Annotated in this window: 17 protein-coding genes; 8 read left to right on the top strand and 9 right to left on the bottom strand. The window is 74.9% G+C overall.

Annotated features, from left to right (window positions below; genetic code table 11):
• Positions 1 to 196: 196 nt before the first annotated feature.
• From HLV61_RS12635 to HLV61_RS12625, 3 genes are read right to left on the bottom strand one after another with little or no spacing between them, the layout of a single operon-like run.
• Positions 197 to 532: a GroES family chaperonin gene (locus tag HLV61_RS12635; protein WP_369255874.1), complete on the bottom strand. Its 336-nt coding sequence runs from the start codon at positions 530 to 532 to the stop codon at positions 197 to 199.
• A 24-nt stretch (positions 533 to 556) separates the two neighbouring features.
• Entirely contained in the window at positions 557 to 904 is a 348-nt protein-coding gene (locus tag HLV61_RS12630; RefSeq protein ID WP_369255872.1) for a metallopeptidase family protein, read from the bottom strand.
• Positions 901 to 2,334, bottom strand: a complete 1,434-nt coding sequence (locus HLV61_RS12625; protein WP_369255870.1) for a GuaB1 family IMP dehydrogenase-related protein — start codon at positions 2,332 to 2,334, stop codon at positions 901 to 903. Before HLV61_RS12625 ends, HLV61_RS12630 begins: the two co-directional genes overlap by 4 nt.
• A gap of 90 nt (positions 2,335 to 2,424) precedes the next feature.
• Between HLV61_RS12625 and serS the strand changes: the two genes are divergently transcribed.
• From serS to HLV61_RS12600, 5 genes are all read left to right on the top strand, one after another.
• On the top strand, positions 2,425 to 3,726 hold the full coding sequence (gene serS, locus HLV61_RS12620; RefSeq protein ID WP_369255868.1) for a serine--tRNA ligase: 1,302 nt from the start codon (positions 2,425 to 2,427) through the stop codon (positions 3,724 to 3,726).
• Entirely contained in the window at positions 3,723 to 4,625 is a 903-nt protein-coding gene (locus HLV61_RS12615) for an HAD family hydrolase (protein WP_369255866.1), read from the top strand. The genes serS and HLV61_RS12615 overlap by 4 nt, the downstream gene beginning before the upstream one ends.
• Complete coding sequence (locus tag HLV61_RS12610; protein ID WP_369255864.1) at positions 4,618 to 5,421, top strand: HAD family hydrolase; 804 nt, start codon at positions 4,618 to 4,620, stop codon at positions 5,419 to 5,421. Before HLV61_RS12615 ends, HLV61_RS12610 begins: the two co-directional genes overlap by 8 nt.
• A 99-nt stretch (positions 5,422 to 5,520) precedes the next feature.
• The gene (locus HLV61_RS12605) at positions 5,521 to 7,146 is read left to right on the top strand and encodes a methyl-accepting chemotaxis protein (RefSeq protein WP_369255862.1); all 1,626 of its coding nucleotides are present in this window, start codon (positions 5,521 to 5,523) and stop codon (positions 7,144 to 7,146) included.
• A gap of 233 nt (positions 7,147 to 7,379) precedes the next feature.
• Positions 7,380 to 8,315, top strand: a complete 936-nt coding sequence (locus tag HLV61_RS12600) for a slipin family protein (protein ID WP_369255860.1) — start codon at positions 7,380 to 7,382, stop codon at positions 8,313 to 8,315.
• Positions 8,316 to 8,331: 16 nt separating this feature from the next.
• On the opposite strand, the gene HLV61_RS12595 is transcribed toward HLV61_RS12600, so the two are convergent.
• Positions 8,332 to 8,526: a DUF1707 SHOCT-like domain-containing protein gene (locus tag HLV61_RS12595; protein WP_369255858.1), complete on the bottom strand. Its 195-nt coding sequence runs from the start codon at positions 8,524 to 8,526 to the stop codon at positions 8,332 to 8,334.
• Between the two features lie 24 nt (positions 8,527 to 8,550).
• Entirely contained in the window at positions 8,551 to 9,099 is a 549-nt protein-coding gene (locus HLV61_RS12590) for a bacterial proteasome activator family protein (protein ID WP_369255856.1), read from the bottom strand.
• A gap of 78 nt (positions 9,100 to 9,177) precedes the next feature.
• Between HLV61_RS12590 and HLV61_RS12585 the strand changes: the two genes are divergently transcribed.
• Positions 9,178 to 10,407, top strand: coding sequence for a cysteine desulfurase-like protein (locus tag HLV61_RS12585; protein ID WP_369255854.1), 1,230 nt, complete (start codon positions 9,178 to 9,180; stop codon positions 10,405 to 10,407).
• On the opposite strand, the gene HLV61_RS12580 is transcribed toward HLV61_RS12585, so the two are convergent.
• On the bottom strand, positions 10,404 to 11,396 hold the full coding sequence (locus tag HLV61_RS12580; RefSeq protein WP_369255852.1) for an NAD(P)H-quinone oxidoreductase: 993 nt from the start codon (positions 11,394 to 11,396) through the stop codon (positions 10,404 to 10,406). The genes HLV61_RS12585 and HLV61_RS12580 overlap by 4 nt on opposite strands.
• A 92-nt stretch (positions 11,397 to 11,488) precedes the next feature.
• Here HLV61_RS12580 and HLV61_RS12575 point away from each other — a divergent pair, with 92 nt between their 5' ends.
• Positions 11,489 to 12,199, top strand: coding sequence for a hypothetical protein (locus HLV61_RS12575; protein WP_369255850.1), 711 nt, complete (start codon positions 11,489 to 11,491; stop codon positions 12,197 to 12,199).
• Positions 12,200 to 12,248: 49 nt separating this feature from the next.
• Here the strand turns inward: HLV61_RS12575 and HLV61_RS12570 are convergent, their stop codons facing one another.
• The 3 genes from HLV61_RS12570 to folP form a co-directional block, all read right to left on the bottom strand.
• A complete protein-coding gene (locus HLV61_RS12570; RefSeq protein WP_369255848.1) occupies positions 12,249 to 13,847 on the bottom strand; it encodes an AMP-binding protein in 1,599 nt (532 codons plus the stop codon).
• Between the two features lie 78 nt (positions 13,848 to 13,925).
• The gene (locus HLV61_RS12565; protein WP_369255846.1) at positions 13,926 to 14,348 is read right to left on the bottom strand and encodes a PaaI family thioesterase; all 423 of its coding nucleotides are present in this window, start codon (positions 14,346 to 14,348) and stop codon (positions 13,926 to 13,928) included.
• A 49-nt stretch (positions 14,349 to 14,397) separates the two neighbouring features.
• Positions 14,398 to 15,258 carry a dihydropteroate synthase gene (gene folP / locus HLV61_RS12560; protein WP_369255844.1) on the bottom strand — a complete coding sequence of 287 codons (861 nt, stop codon included), beginning with the start codon at positions 15,256 to 15,258 and terminating at the stop codon, positions 14,398 to 14,400.
• 71 nt (positions 15,259 to 15,329) lie between these two features.
• Between folP and HLV61_RS12555 the strand changes: the two genes are divergently transcribed.
• Positions 15,330 to 15,791 (top strand): MaoC family dehydratase, encoded by a 462-nt coding sequence (locus HLV61_RS12555; protein ID WP_369255842.1) that lies wholly within the window; start codon positions 15,330 to 15,332, stop codon positions 15,789 to 15,791.
• Positions 15,792 to 15,826 lie beyond the last annotated feature (35 nt).

Genomic DNA, 15,826 nt, shown 5'->3' with positions numbered 1-15,826 from the left:
CCTCGCGCCGCTCGCGCCGGGCCTCGACCGGCGCCGAGCCGACCGACCCCCGCCGGTGTGTTCCATCAGGGCGCGCTGCTCGTCGGCCATCGCCTCGAGCTCCGCCCGCAGCACCGCGTCGTCCACCCGCCGTCCTCCCCGTGTGTGCACGTGCCGCGCCGCGGCCTGCCCGGGACCGTGGTGCGTGCACGTGGCACTAGAGGTAGAGGCCGGTGGACTCCTCGATCCGCTCGGCGGCGACGGCGTGCACGTCGCGCTCGCGCAGGATGACCAGCTCCTCGCCGTGCACCTCGACCTCGTGCTGGTCCTCGGGGGAGAACAGCACCTGGTCGCCGACCTTCACCTGCCGGACGCTCGAGCCCACACCGCGCGCCTCGCCCCAGACCAGCCGCTTGGCCACCTGGGCGGTCGCGGGGATCAGGATCCCGCCGGTCGAGCGCCGCTCGCCGTCCTCCCTGCGGAGGGACACGAGGATCCGGTCGTGCAGCATCTTGATCGGCAGCCCGCTGTTCCTGGCGACGTCGGATGGCACGCGGTCACGGTACGCGAGGGGGTCCTACGACCAGCCCAGCTCGTGGAGCCGGTCGTCGTCGATGCCGAAGTGGTGGGCGATCTCGTGCACGACCGTCACCGTCACCTCCTCGACCACCTCCTCGGCGGTCGAGCAGATGTCGCAGATGGCCTCGCGGTAGACCATGATCCGGTCGGGCAGCGCGCCGCCGTACTGCCAGCCGCGCTCGGTCAGCGCGTACCCCTCGTAGAGACCCAGCAGCTCCGGCTCGTCCTCGTTGCGGTCCTCGACCAGCACGACGACGTTGTCGAGCAGCGCCATGAGGTCGGCCGGGACCGCGTCGAGGGCGTCGGCGACCAGCGACTCGAAGACCTCGCGGGGGAGCGGCCTCACCAGCTGGTCGGCTGCGGGCGGCCCTCCTCGTAGCCGGCAGCGCTCTGCACCCCCACGACCGCGCGCTCGTGGAACTCGTCGACGGTGCGCGCCCCGGCGTAGGTGCACGAGGACCGCACCCCGGCGACGATGCCGTCGACCAGGTCCTCCACCCCCGGGCGGGCCGGGTCGAGGTACATCCGCGACGAGGAGATGCCCTCCTCGAACAGCCCGGCGCGGGCGCGCTCGAAGCCGCTCTGCTGCGCCGTCCGCGCCTTGACCGCCCGGGCCGAGGCCATGCCGAAGGACTCCTTGTACAGCCGGCCGCTGCCGTCGTCGTGGATGTCGCCGGCGCTCTCGTAGGTGCCGGCGAACCAGGAGCCGACCATCACGTTCGCGGCGCCGGCGGCCAGGGCCAGGGCGACGTCGCGGGGGTGGCGCACCCCGCCGTCGGCCCACACGTGCTTGCCGAGCCGGCGCGCCTCGGCGGCGCACTCCTCGACGGCGGAGAACTGCGGCCGGCCGACGCCGGTCATCATCCGCGTGGTGCACATGGCGCCGGGGCCCACGCCGACCTTGACGACGTCGGCGCCGGCCTCGATCAGGTCGCGGGTGCCCTCGGCGGTGACCACGTTGCCGGCCACCACCGGCACCCGCCCGGCCACCGACCGCGCCGCGCGGACCGCCTCGGCCGCCTTGTCCTGGTGGCCGTGCGCGGTGTCGACGACGAGCACGTCCACACCGGCGGCCAGCAGCGCCCCCGCCTTGCCGGCGACGTCGCCGTTGATGCCGACGGCGGCGGCGGTGAGCAGCTGCCCCTCGGCGTTGACCGCCGGCGTGTAGACCGTGGAGCGCAGCGCGCCCTTGCGGGTGACGACGCCGACGAGCCGCTCGCCCTCGACCACCGGCGCGGCGCTGACCCGCTCCCCGGACAGCACGTCGAAGACCTTCGGCAGGTCGGTGCCGGCGGGGATGGTCAGCGGGTGCGCGGCCATGACCTGCGAGAGCTGGCTGAAGCGGTCCACGCCCTGGCACGCGCCGTCGGTGACCACGCCGATCGGCACCTCCCCGTCGACGACCACGACGATGCCGTGCGCGCGCTTGGTCATCAGCGACAGCGCCTCGCCCACGGTCGAGGTGAGGGAGAGCGTGATCGCGGTGTCGTAGACCGGGTGCCGCGCGTGCACCCAGGAGACGACCTCGCCGACGACGTCGACCGGGATGTCCTGCGGCAGCACCGCCAGGCCGCCGCGGCGGGCGACGGTCTCGGCCATCCGGCGGCCGCTGATCGCCGTCATGTTGGCCACGACGACCGGGATGGTCGTGCCCACCCGGTCCGGCGTCGTCAGGTCCACCTCGAGCCGGGAACCCACGGTGCTGGAGTTGGGCACCATGAAGACGTCGGCGTAGGTCAGGTCGGTCGTCGGGCGCTGACCGTTCAGGAACCGCATGGCCCGAAGTGTCCCAGCCGTCCACCTCGCTCGGGTGGACGTCGCCGCGCGCCCCGGGGCGATCGGCGGGCGCCTCTCTACGATCGGGTCGTGATCGACCTGCGCCTGGTGCGCGAGCACCCCGACGTCGTCCGTGCCAGCCAGCGTGCCCGCGGCGCCGACGAGTCCCGGGTCGACGCGCTCCTCGCCGCCGACGAGGCCCGCCGCGCCGCCGTCAAGCGCGCCGACGACCTGCGCGCGGAGCAGAAGGCGGCCTCGCAGGCGGTGCGCGGCGCGTCGGCGGAGGAGCGCCCCGCCGTCCTCGAGCGGGCCCGGGCGCTCGCCGCCCAGGTCAAGGAGGCCGAGGAGGCCCAGCGGGCGGCCGACGCCGCGCTGCGGCAGGCGCACCTGGGCCTGGCCAACGTCGTCCACGACGGCGTCCCGCCCGGCGGCGAGGACGACGCCGTGACGCTGCGGACCGTCGGCGAGGTCCCCTCCTACGACTTCGAGGTGCGCGACCACCTGCAGATCGGCGAGGCGCTCGGCGCGATCGACATGGAGCGGGGCGCGAAGGTGTCCGGCGCCCGCTTCTACTTCCTCACCGGCCCGGGCGCTCTGCTGGAGTTCGCGCTGGCCCAGCTCGCGATCACCCGCGCGGTCGCCGCCGGGTTCACCCCCGTCGTGGCGCCCGCGCTGGTCAAGCCCGAGGCCATGGAGGGCACCGGCTTCCTCGGCGAGCACGACGAGGAGGTCTACCGGGTCGAGCGCGACGACCTCTACCTGGTGGGCACGTCGGAGGTGGCGCTGGCCGGCATGCACGCCGACGAGGTGCTCGACCTCTCGGCCGGCCCGCGCCGCTACGCCGGTTGGTCGTCCTGCTTCCGCCGGGAGGCCGGCTCCTACGGCAAGGACACCCGCGGGATCATCCGCGTGCACTGGTTCGACAAGGTCGAGATGTTCAGCTTCTGCCGGCCCGAGGAGGCCGCCGCCGAGCACCTGCGGCTGCTCGCCTGGGAGGAGGAGTTCCTCCAGGCGCTGGAGCTGCCCTACCGGGTCGTGGACATCGCCGCCGGCGACCTGGGCACCAGCGCCGCCCGCAAGTACGACATCGAGGCATGGTTCCCCAGCCAGGGCACCTACCGCGAGCTGACCAGCACCTCGGACTGCACGACCTTCCAGGCCCGCCGGCTGGCCATCCGCTACCGCGGCGAGGACGGCAGGCCGCAGACGGCGGCCACGCTCAACGGCACGCTGTGCGCCATCGCGCGCACCATCGCCTGCCTGCTCGAGGTGCACCAGCGCGCGGACGGCTCGGTGCACGTCCCGGCGGCGCTGCGGCCGTGGCTCGGCGGTCACGAGGTGCTCACCCCCGGCATGACGCTCGCCGCCCCGGTGCCGCCGGCGGCCGCATGAGCCGGACCGTCCTCTCCGGACACGTCCCCTCCCCGGACGCCGAGCGGGTGGTCGACCTCGGCGACCTCGGCGGCTGGCGCCCGCGGCTGGTCGCCAGCGACCTCGACGGCACGCTGCTGTCCTCGGCCGGCGAGGTCACCCCGCGCACGCGGGCGGCGCTGGAGGCGTGCTGGGACGCCGGCATCCCAGTCGTCGGCGTCACCGGCCGCGGACCGCGGCTGCTCGACAGCGTCCGCACCGCGCTCGGCGGCCGGGGCGTCGCCGTCCTCGCGCAGGGCGGGTTCGTCGTCGACCTGGAGCGCGACGAGGTGCTGCGTACGGTGGGCCTGCCCCGGGACCGCGCGACCGCGGTGATCGAGCGCATCGAGGAGGTCGCCGGCGACCTCGTCCTCGCCGTCGAGGACGCCGCCGAGCAGGCCGAGGCGCACGGGCCGCTGCGGGTGCAGCACGGCTTCGACTGGCCCTATCCGGAGCCCGCGCACCTGCTGCCCCGGCACCAGGTGCTGCCCACCGGCGCGGTGCTCAAGGTCTTCCTCCGCTCGCCCGGCCTCGGTCAGGACGAGCTGCTCGCCCTCGCGCGGTCGGTGGTCGACCCGGCCGACGCCGAGGTGACCCACGCGGGCCTCGGCTTCATCGAGGTGCTGCCGCCCGGCGTCACCAAGGCCACCGGCCTGGCCGTCGCGCTCGACCGGCACGCCGTCGGGTTCGGCGACGTCCTCGTCTTCGGCGACATGCCCAACGACCTGCCGATGATCGGCGCGGTCACCGCCGCGGGCGGGCGGGCCGTCGCGGTCGCCAACGCCCACCCCGCCGTCCGCGCGGCCGCCGGCGGGATCACCAGTGGCCACGACGCCGACGGCGTGGCCCGCTACCTCGAGGCGGTGCTCGCCGGTGTCTGACTGGCGCCCCCGGCTGATCGCCAGCGACATGGACGGCACGCTGCTGCGGTCCGACGACACCGTCAGCGACGCCACCGTCGCCGAGCTGCAACGCTGGGCGGACGACGGCGTCCCCTTCGTCCTGGCCACCGGGCGCCCGCCGCGCTGGATGCGCCGTATCCGGGAGGTCGTGCGGTCGGGCACCGCCGTCTGTTGCAACGGCGCGGTGCTGCTCGACCTCGGCCGCTTCGAGATCGTCGCCGAGGAGGCGCTGCCCCCCGCGGTGCTCGCCGAGATCACCGCGGGCCTGCGCGCCGAGCAGCCCGGCACGTGGTTCGCCGTCGAGTACGGCCTGGAGTTCCGGCACGAGCCGGTGTACCGGCCGCGCTGGGACGTCGACGCGCCCGGTGTCGCCGAGGCGTCGCTGGAGGAGATGGTCGCCGCACCCGCGGCCAAGCTGCTGGCCCGCCACGAGGACCTCGGCCGCGACGAGTTCGTCGCTCTCGTCGAGCGCGTGGTGGGGGACCTCGCGACGGTCACGAACTCCTCGACGGACGCGCTGGCCGAGATCTCCGCCCGCGGCGTCACCAAGGCCACCGGCATCGGCCGGGTCGCCGAGCGGTTCGGCGTGGGCCCGGACGAGGTCGTCGTCTTCGGGGACATGCCCAACGACATCGCCGCGTTCGACTGGGTGCGCGAGGGCGGCGGCCGGGCCGTGGCCATGGCGCACGCGCACCCGGACCTGCTCGCCGCGGCCACCGACGTCACCGGCACCAACGACGACGACGGCGTCGCCGCGTTCCTCGCCTCGCTCTGACCCCGCGCGCCCCGACCCGGCTCAAGGTCGGCCGCCGGCTGCCGATGTGTGCAGCGACCGGCACCAGTGCCGACCCGTACGAGGCCACGGAAGGCGACCATGAGCCAGAGCTCCACCCGCGTCCCCACGGCGGGTCCCGCCGGCGACTCCCCGACGGGAGGGTGGGGCCTGCGCACCCGGCTGCTCGGCGCCATCCTCGTGGTCGCCCTGACCACGCTGGCCGTCGGCCTGTTCGGGATCCACCGCATGTCCGTGCTCGCCGACAAGGCCGACCAGGTCTACAGCGAGGGCACCGAGCCACTCGACGGGCTGCGCACGCTGCAGGTCGACTGGTGGGAGCTGGCCGCCCAGACCGCCCGCGCCGCGATCCCGAGCCTGCCTCCGGCCAGCATCCAGGAGGCCCGCCAGGCTGCGGCCGACGCCGGTGAGGCCATGGCCGGCCACGCGGAGGACGTCGCCACCATGACGCTGTCCGCCGACGCCCGCACCGACTTCGAGCGCTTCGAGACCGCCTCGCAGACCTACCTGACCGCGCTCGCGCAGCTGCAGGCCCTGCCGCTGGGCTCGCCGAACGCCCTGCCGCTGCTGCAGACGATGTCCGAGAACGAGGACGTCATCGAGGAGGCGCTGGCCGCGGCCACGACCTCGGCCGCCGCCTCGGCCCGGCAGACGGTCGACGAGGCACAGGCGGCCTTCGCCTCCGCCCGGACCCTGACGCTCGTCGTCGTGGCGCTCGGGCTGGTCGTCTCGCTGGTGCTGGCCGTGCTGGTGGCCCGCAGCGTGACCCGGCCGGTCGAGCGGATCCGCGAGGTGCTCGGCAAGGTCGCCGACGGCGACCTGCGGGTGCGCGCCGGGCAGACCGGCGGCGGCGAGCTCGCCGAGGTCGCCCGCTCGCTGGACGCCACGCTGGACTCCCTCGGCGGCGTGCTGGTGCTCGTCCGCGACTCCGCCGGCCGCCTGCAGGGCGCGTCCACCCAGCTCGACTCCGCGGCCAGTGGCATCGCCGAGTTCTCCCGCGCGGCCGCCGACCAGACCGACGCCGTCGTCGCCTCCGCCGGTGAGGTGGCCGCCAGCGTCGACACCGTCGCCACCGGCTCCTCGCAGATGGAGACCGCGATCCGCGAGATCGCGCACAACGCCGCCGAGGCCGCCCGCGTCGCCGGTCAGGCCGTGGACGTCGCCGAGACGACGACGCGCACCGTCGGCAAGCTCGGCGACTCCTCGCAGGAGATCGCCACGGTCGTGAAGCTCATCAACGGCATCGCCGAGCAGACCAACCTGCTGGCGCTCAACGCCACCATCGAGGCCGCGCGTGCCGGCGAGGCCGGCAAGGGCTTCGCCGTCGTGGCCAGCGAGGTCAAGGAGCTCGCGCAGGAGACCGCCCGGGCGACCGAGGACATCTCCCGCCGGGTCGAGGCCATCCAGGGCGACACCGCGGGCGCCGTCGAGGCCATCAGCCGGATCAGCGCCGTCATCGGCGAGATCAACGACTTCCAGGCCACGATCGCCGCAGCGGTCGAGGAGCAGACGGCGACCACCAACGAGATGAACCGCAACGTGGCCGAGGCCGCGGGCGGCTCCCGGCACATCGCCACCGCGATCGGCGGGCTGGCCGCCGGCACGCAGCAGACCGGTGCCCGGGTCGCCGACGCGCAGCGCGCCGCGGCCGAGCTCGCCCGCATGAGCGGTGAGCTGCAGGAGGCCGTCGCCCGCTTCGCCGTGTGAGTGAGCACCCCGCTGCCCCCGCCGCTCGCGAAGGGACCCTGCAGCGGGGCGAGCAGACGCCGGCGGCGCCGTCCCCCCCGGGGGCGGCGCCGCTGTCGCGTTCCCTGCATCGTCACCGGATCGTCATGGGCGACCGGCCCGCGCTCCTCGCTCCCGGTGGGACAGTGACGGAGGACGGCCCGGGAGCCCGGCGGGAGCGTCCCACGGCGGCCCGGCCGCGGAGGAGAGCGTCGATGACCACGCTGTTCGTGGTGCTGATCGTGCTCGGGGTGCTGGCTCTGGTGACCCTCGGTGCGAGCTTCAAGATGGTCCAGCAGTACCAGCGCGGGGTCGTGCTGCGGTTCGGCCGGCTGCTGCCCGGCGTCCGGGAGCCGGGCCTGCGGGTGCTGATCCCCTTCGTCGACCAGATGACCAAGGTGCCGGTGCAGACGCTGGTCCTCGACGTGCCCTCCCAGGGCACCATCACGCGCGACAACGTGACCATCGGCGTGGACGCGGTCGTGTACTTCCGGGTCGTCGACCCGGTCCGTGCCGCGATCAACGTGCAGGACTACATGGTGGCGACGTCGCAGGTCTCGCAGACGTCCCTGCGGTCGGTCATCGGCCGTGCGGACCTCGACACGCTGCTGTCCGACCGCGAGGCCATCAACGCCGAGCTGCGGGCCGTCATCGACACCCCCACCGAGGACTGGGGGATCAAGATCGACCGCGTCGAGGTCAAGGACATCTCCCTGCCCGAGGGCATGCGCCGGTCGATGTCGCGCCAGGCCGAGGCCGAGCGCGACCGGCGGGCCCGGGTCATCTCCGCCGACGGCGAGTTCCAGGCCTCGACGAAGCTGGCGCAGGCCGCCGACGCCATGAGCGCCACCCCGGGTGCGCTGCAGCTGCGCCTGCTGCAGACCGTCGCCGACGTGGCCTCGGAGAAGAACAGCACCCTCGTCATGCCGTTCCCCGTGGAGCTGCTGCGCTTCTTCGACCAGGCCGCCGGCCGCCGCGCCGACGCCGCGCCCGCGACCGCCCCGCCGGCCGAGGCGCCGGCTGGGTCACCGGCCGAGGCGCCGGCTGCCCTGCCGGCCGCGGGCGCGACCGGCGCGACCGGCGCGTCCGTCGTGGACGCCGCCGACGGCCTGCCGGCGCTGCCGGGCGCCAACGGCGCGGTCCGGGCGTAGTCCGCAGGCGCAGGCCTCACCACCGGTCCGGGGGCAGGTCGGCGGTGAGGTCGGCCAGCTCGTCGAGGGTGCGGGCGGCGTAGGCCGCCCGCACCCGCTCGTCGAACTCGGCCACGTCGAGGCGGCCCTCGGCGAGCCCGCGCTGCAGCTGCCGGACGGTCCTCTCGCGGTCGGTGTCGCCCGCCCGGACCCCCCGCCGGTCCTCACCCACGGCGTCTTCTCGCAGGTACCGGGCTCAGAGGTACTGGCCGCCGCCGGGACGGACGTCGGGGGTGCCGGTCCCGCCGGGCAGCGCCCGGCCGCGGCGGATCTCCTCCAGCTGTGCCCGGGCGGCCATCTGCTGGGCGAACAGCGCCGTCTGGATGCCCTGGAAGACGCCCTCGAGCCAGCCGACGAGCTGGGCCTGCGCGATCCGCAGCTCGGCGTCCGACGGCGTCTCCTCGTCCCCGAAGGGCGAGGTGATCCGGCGCAGCTCGTCGGAGAGCTCGGGTGCCAGGCCCTGTTCGAGCTCGCGGATCGACGAGGCGTGGATGTCGCGCAGCCGGGCGCGGCTGGCGTCGTCGAGGGGCGCGGCGCGGACCTCCTCGAGCAGCTGCTTGATCATCGTGCCGATCCGCATGACCTTGGCCGGCTGCTCGACCATCTCGCCGATGCCGAGGGGCCCGTCGCCGTCGCCGCCGTCGGGGCCACCGGCGGGCACGGGCATCGTGCCGACCGGCCGCCCGTCGGGACCGACCACGACGACCTGTTGCGGGCGATCGATGCCGTTACCGGGTGCCGTCATGCCCTCCATCCTGCCCCGCGCATCCGCCCGCCGAACGCGCGGAGCAGGTCGGTGACCGTGCCAACTAGGGTCGCCCGCATGCACCCGGGGGAACCACGGCTGGACGTCGCGCGCGTCCGCGGCCTGTTCCCCGGCCTCTCCGACGGCTTCGTGCACACCGACGCACCCGCCGGCACGCTGACGCCGGAGAGCGTCGTCCACGCCGTCTCCTCGGCCATGCGCGTGCCGGTGGCCAACCGGGGCGGGGTCTTCCCGTCCTCGTCGCGCACCGAGGGCCTCGTGGCCGCCGCGCGCTCCGCGGTGTCCGACCTCGTGGGTGGGGTGTCCACCGGCGTCGTCCTGGGCCCGAACACCACCACGCTGGCCTACGCGGTGGCCCGCGCGCTGTCGCGCACCTGGCGCTACGGCGACGAGGTGGTGGTCAGCCGCCTCGACCACGACGCCAACATCCGGCCCTGGCTGCAGGTCGCCGAGCAGGTCGGCGCCGTCGTCAGGTGGGCCGAGGTGGACATCGAGACCGGTGAGCTGCCCGTCTGGCAGTACGACGAGCTCATCACCCCGCGCACGCGCCTGGTGGCGGTCACGGCGGCCAGCAACGCCATCGGCACCCGGCCCGACGTCGCGTCCATCGCCGCCCGCGCCCACGCCGTCGGCGCCCTGGTGTTCGTCGACGCCGTCCAGGCCGCGCCGCACGTCTTCCTCGACAAGACCGCGCTGGGGGCCGACTTCGTCGCGGTCTCGGCCTACACCTGGTGCGGGCCGCACGTGGGCGCGGTGGTGGCCGACCCCGCGCTGCTCGCCGAGCTCGAGCCCGACCGGCTGCTGCCCACCCCCGACCGGGTGCCCGACCGCTTCGAGACCGGCACCCCGCCCTTCGAGCTCTACGCCGGCGTCACCGCCGCCGTCGACCACCTGGCCGGTCTCTGCGACGACGCCACCGGCAGCCGCCGCGAGCGGCTGCGCACGTCGATGGCGGCCGTCGCGGCCTACGAGGGTGGGCTGTTCGACTGGCTGGACCAGGCGCTGCGCGCGATGCGGCACGTGCAGGTGGTCGGCTTCCCGGAGCACACGACGCCGACGATGTCGTTCACCGTGCCCGGCATGCGCCCCCGGCAGGTGGCCGCCGAGCTCTCCCGCCGCGGCATCTGCGCCTGGGACGGCGACTTCTACGCCCGCGAGCTCTTCGACGCGCTCGGCGTCAACGAGCTCGGCGGCGCCGTCCGCATCGGGCTGGCGCACTACAACACCGCCGAGGAGGTCGGCTACGTGATCGACTCCGTGGCGGCGCTGCGGGGCGCGCTGCTCTAGGAGCCGGGCAGCAGCAGCACCTTCCCGATGTGCTCGCTGGCCTCGACGACGCGGTGCGCCTCGGCCGCCCGCGACATCGGCAGCCGCCGGTCCACGACCGGGCGCACCACACCCCGCTCGACGTCGGGCCACACCTGCGCGCGGACCGCCGCGACGATGTCCGCCTTGCCGCCCGGACCGGTCGCCGGCCGGGAGCGCAGCGCCGTGGCCGCCACCGAGGCCCGCTTGGCGAGGAGCTTGGCGAGGTCCAGCTCCGCCCGCGTGCCGCCCTGCATGCCGATGACGACCAGCCGGCCGCCGACGGCGAGGACGTCGACGTTGCGGGCCAGGTACTTCGCGCCCATGTTGTCCAGCACGACGTCGACGCCGGCGCCGCCGGTCCCCTCACGCACCCGCTCGACGAAGTCCTCGTCCCGGTAGTCGATCCCCACCTCGGCGCCGAGCTCGCGGCAGAAGTCCAGCTTGGCGGCGCTCCCGGCGGTGGTGAACACCCGCGCGCCGGCCCGGACGGCGAGCTGGATGGCCATCGTGCCGATGCCGCTGGACCCGCCGTGCACGAGGAAGGCCTCGCCGCGGCGCAGGCCGGCGAGCTGGAAGACGTTGGACCAGACGGTGCAGGTGACCTCCGGCAGGGCGGCGGCGGTGGCCAGTTCCACGCCGGCGGGGCGGGGGAGCAGCTGCCCGGCCGGGACGGCGACCCGCTCGGCGTACCCGCCGCCGGACAGCAGCGCGCACACCTCGTCCCCGACCTTCCAGCCGGTCACGCCCTCGCCGAGCTCGCTGACGATCCCGCTGCACTCCAGGCCGAGGACCTCGCTGGCGCCGCGCGGCGGCGGGTAGTTGCCGGCGCGCTGCAGCAGGTCGGCCCGGTTGACCGCGGTGGCGGCGACGTCGACGACGACCTCCCCGGGGCCGGCCACCGGGTCGGGCACCTCGCCCCATCCGAGCACCTCGGGTCCGCCGGGTCCGCTCGCGATCACCGCACGCATGCCCCGACCTTAGGAGCGGAGCCGCGCGGCTGCCGGTGACGTCCAAGCAGGCTCCAAGCGCTCCGCAGGCCCCGGACGGCACCGTTCCCGCCATGACCACGACGACGACGTCCCCCGCGCCCGTCCGCCGCGCGCCCGCTCCCTCCCGCCGTGGCGCGGTGACCTCCCTGGTCGACCACGTCCTGCTGCACCGGGCGCTGCGCTCCGGCACGCGGGGGATCGCCGACGCCCTCACCGGCATCGCCTTCGACGAGCCGTGCTGCCCCGTCCGGCAGCGCGAGCTGGTCCGCTGGACCACGCGCGTGCTGGCCGAGGTGCGGGCGCACGCGGCGCTGCGCCGCGGGCTGGAGGCCGCGCTGTCGCGGGTCGTGCTGCCCGGGGGCGGCCCGGACCTGCACCGCGCGGCGAGCGACGCCGCCCTCGACTCCGCGCTCGCGCGGGCCCGGCAGGCCCTGCCGCCGTTCGCCCACGACGTGAGCGCCGGTGCCCCCGCGCTGGCCCTCGCGCTCACCGACCTCGCCGACGTGGTGGCCGCGCGGCTCGACGCCGAGGAGGACGGCGTGCTCCCCCTGGTCGACGAGCACGTGCCCGCGGCCGAGCGGGACCGCGTCGTCCGGACAGCCCGCCGCTCCCTGCCGGCCGGTCAGGCGCTGTTCACGCTGCCGTGGCTGCTGGACGCCTGCCACCCCGCCGAGCGCGTCACGGTGCTGCGCACGGCGTCCCGCCCGGCCCGGACGGTCCTGCGGTTCGCCGGCGCCCGCCACGCCCGCACCCGCGACGCCGTCCTGGGCCTGCCCTGGTGACGGAGCGGGCCGGCTCCCCGCGGAGGGGAGCCGGCCCGGTGCAGAACCGTCAGACGCGGGCCTTGAGGTCCTTGCGGAGGATCTTGCCGGCCGCGGACTTGGGCACCTGCTCGATGAACTCCACCGCGCGGATCTTCTTGTGCGGCGCGAGCCGGCTGCCGGCGTAGTCCATGACCTCCTGCTCGGAGATCTCCGCACCCGGGGCGCGCACCACGAACGCCTTGGGCAGCTCCTCGCCGCTCTGCTCGTCCTTGACCCCGATGACGGCGGCGTCGGCGATGGCCGGGTTGCCGAGCAGCACGGCCTCGAGCTCGGCCGGGGCCACCTGGTAGCCCTTGTACTTGATCAGCTCCTTGACCCGGTCGACGACCGTGTAGCAGCCGTCGTCGTCGACGATCGCGACGTCACCGGTGTGCAGCCAGCCCTCGCCGTCGAGGGTGTCGGCCGTCGCCGTCGGGTTGTTGAGGTAGCCCTTCATGACCTGCGGCCCGCGGACCCACAGCTCGCCGCGCTCGCCGGGAGCGGCGTCCGCGCCCGTCGACGGGTCGACCAGCCGGCACTCGGTGTTCGGCAGCGCCAGGCCGACCGACCCCTTCGGCACCGAGGTGAGGCCCTCGGGCAGCCGGTTCGCGTCGGGGGTGGTGTGCGAGACCGGCGACAGCTCGGTCATCCCGTAGCCCTGCGCGACGACGACGCCGTCGGCCGCGCCCTTGCGCAGCCGGTCCTGGGCGGCCTGGGCCAGTGCCTCGTCCAGTGGCGCGGCCCCGGAGGTGATGCTGCGCAGCGAGGACAGGTCGAACTGGTCGACCATCGGGTGCTTGGCCAGCGCCAGCACGATGGGCGGCGCCACGAAGGCCCGCGTGATCTTCTGGTCCTGGATGGTGCGCAGGAACTGCTCGAGGTCGAACCGCGGCAGGGTCACCACGGTGCCGCCCCACTGCAGGCCCTGGTTCATCAGCACGGTCAGGCCGTAGATGTGGAAGAACGGCAGGACGGCGATGATCCGCTCGTCGCCCTCGTGCAGCTCCACCAGCGGTCGGGACTGGCTGACGTTGGCCACCAGGTTGCGGTGGGTGAGCATGACGCCCTTGGGCAGGCCGGTGGTGCCGCTGGAGTAGGGCAGCGTGACCAGGTCCTCGGCCGGGTCGATGTCGACCTCGGCCGACGGGGCCTCGCTGGTGATCAGGTCGAGCAGCGAGGCGTGTCCCTCGGCGCCGTCCATGACGATCACCTCGTCGACCGGCGTCTGCTCGGTGGCCTCGAGGGCCCGGTCGAGGAACGGCGAGACGGTGACGAGCACCTTCGCGCCGGAGTCCTTGAGCTGGAAGGCGACCTCGTGGGCGGTGTAGAGCGAGTTGATCGGGCTCATCACGCAGCCGGCACGGGCGATGCCGTGGAACACGACCGGGTACCACATGGTGTTCGGGCACAGCACCGCGACGACGTCGCCCTTGCGCAGGCCGCGCGCGGCGAGCGCGGCCGCGACCCGGTCGACGTACGTGGCCAGCTGGCCGTGCGTGATCTTGTCGCCGGTCAGGCCGTCGACCAGGGCGGGCGCGTCCGGACGCGCGGCGCCGCCCGCGAGCACGAACTCGGGGACCGACTGGTCGGGGATCTCGACGTCGGGATAACGACTGGCCAGAGCCACTGTGCTCCTCCTCGGGTGCAGGGTGGCGCCAGTCTCACACCCGCGGTGTGTCGCGCGACACGCGGGGTTACCGGTGAGTCACCTCGGCCCGAGCACCGACTGGGTGCAGCGGAACAGGGCCAGCGTCTTCCCGGCGTCGGAGGTGACGACGGCGTCCCACACCTGGGTGCTGCGGCCGGCGTGCACGTTGGTGGCCACCGTGCGCACCCGGCCCTCGCGGACGGTGCCGAGGAAGTTGCTCTTGAGCTCGATGGTGGTGAAGCCGGCCGAGCCCTCGGGCAGCAACGCGCGGGTGGCCAGCCCGCAGGCGGTGTCGGCCAGCGCGACGACGGTCGCGGCGTGCAGGTAGCCGTTGGGCGCGAGCAGGTCGGGGCGCACGTCGAGCGCGGCCTCGAGCCGGCCGGGCTCGTGCGCGGTGACGGTCAGCCCGAGCAGCCCGGGCAGCGTGCCGGGCAGCAGGGCGTTGAGCTCGTCGGCGGGGAGGAACCCGGTGGCGGCCATGCCCGGCAACCTAGCGACCGCCTCGTGGGGCCTTCGTAGCGCTGTCGGCTCACGCCAGGCCGCGGGTGGTACGGGCCGGGGGACGGTCGCCGCGGATCGCGGCCACCATGTCCAGCGTCTGGCGGGTCGCGGCGACGTCGTGGGCGCGGAACACCCGGGCCCCGAGCCACGCGCTGACCGCCGTCGCCGCCAGCGTGCCGGTGAGCCGCTGCTCCAGCGGGACGTCGAGGGTCTCGCCGACGAAGTCCTTGTTCGACAGCGCCACCAGCACCGGCCAGCCGGTGGCCACCAACTCGTCGAGGCGGCGGGTGGCCTCCAGCGAGTGCCGGGTGTTCTTGCCGAAGTCGTGCCCGGGGTCGACCAGCACCCGCTCGCGGTCCACCCCGGCGGCCACGGCGGCCTCGGCCAGCGCCGTCGTCCGCGCGACGACGTCGGCGACCACGTCGTCGTAGGTGACCCGGTGCGGCCGCGTGCGGGGCGGCAGCCCGCCGGCGTGGGTGCACACGATGCCCGCGCCGGCCTCGGCGGCGACGTGCGGCAGCTCCGGGTCGACGCCGCCCCACGCGTCGTTGACGACGTCGGCCCCGGCGGCCAGGACCTCGCGCGCGACCTCGGCGCGCCAGGTGTCGATGGAGATCGGCAGGTCCGGATGGGCCGCGCGGACGGCCGCGACGAGGTCCACGGTGCGGCGGACCTCCTCGGCGGGGGACACCTCGGCGCCCGGCGCGGCCTTCACCCCGCCGACGTCGACCACGTCGGCGCCCTCGGCCACCACCCGGTCCACCCGCTCGACCGCCGCGGCCAGCTCGTAGGTGGCGCCGCGGTCGTAGAAGGAGTCCGGCGTGCGGTTGACGATCGCCATGACCACCAGCCCGCCGTCGGGCACGTCGAGCCGGCCCAGTCGCAGCACCCCGTCGCCTCCGTCCCGGCCGATGTGGTGGAGTCAGCCAACCAGACCACCAGCGACACAGGAGGACGGCGATGGCGCAGACCACCGTGGACGGCGTCGAGGGCGTGCAGGGGCTCGTGGGCCGGCACCTCGGCTACAGCGACTGGGTCGAGGTGACCCAGGAGCAGGTGAACCAGTTCGCCGAGGCGACCGGGGACCACCAGTGGATCCACGTCGACGTCGAGCGCGCGAAGAAGGAGAGCCCCTTCGGCGGCCCGGTCGCGCACGGCTACCTGACGCTGTCGCTCATCCCGTCGCTGCTGCCGGAGATCGTGGAGATCAGCGGCTTCCGCATGGGCGTCAACTACGGCACCGAGAAGGTGCGCTTCCCCTCGCCGGTGCCGGTGGGCAGCCGGGTCCGCGCCGGCGCCACGCTCGCCTCCGCGACGCCCTTCGACGGCGGCGTCGCGATGAACATGGACGTCACCGTCGAGGTCGAGGGCCAGACCAAGCCGGCGATGGTCGCCACCGTCGTCTACCGCCGCTACCTCTGAGGACGTGCACGTCCGCGGACGTGCCCGGGGCGCAT

The sequence above is a fragment of the Geodermatophilus amargosae genome, from assembly GCF_041028265.1.
Taxonomy (GTDB): domain Bacteria; phylum Actinomycetota; class Actinomycetes; order Mycobacteriales; family Geodermatophilaceae; genus Geodermatophilus; species Geodermatophilus amargosae_A.
Note: the sequence above shows the minus strand (reverse complement) of the source record. Positions and strands in the feature narration are given on the sequence as shown.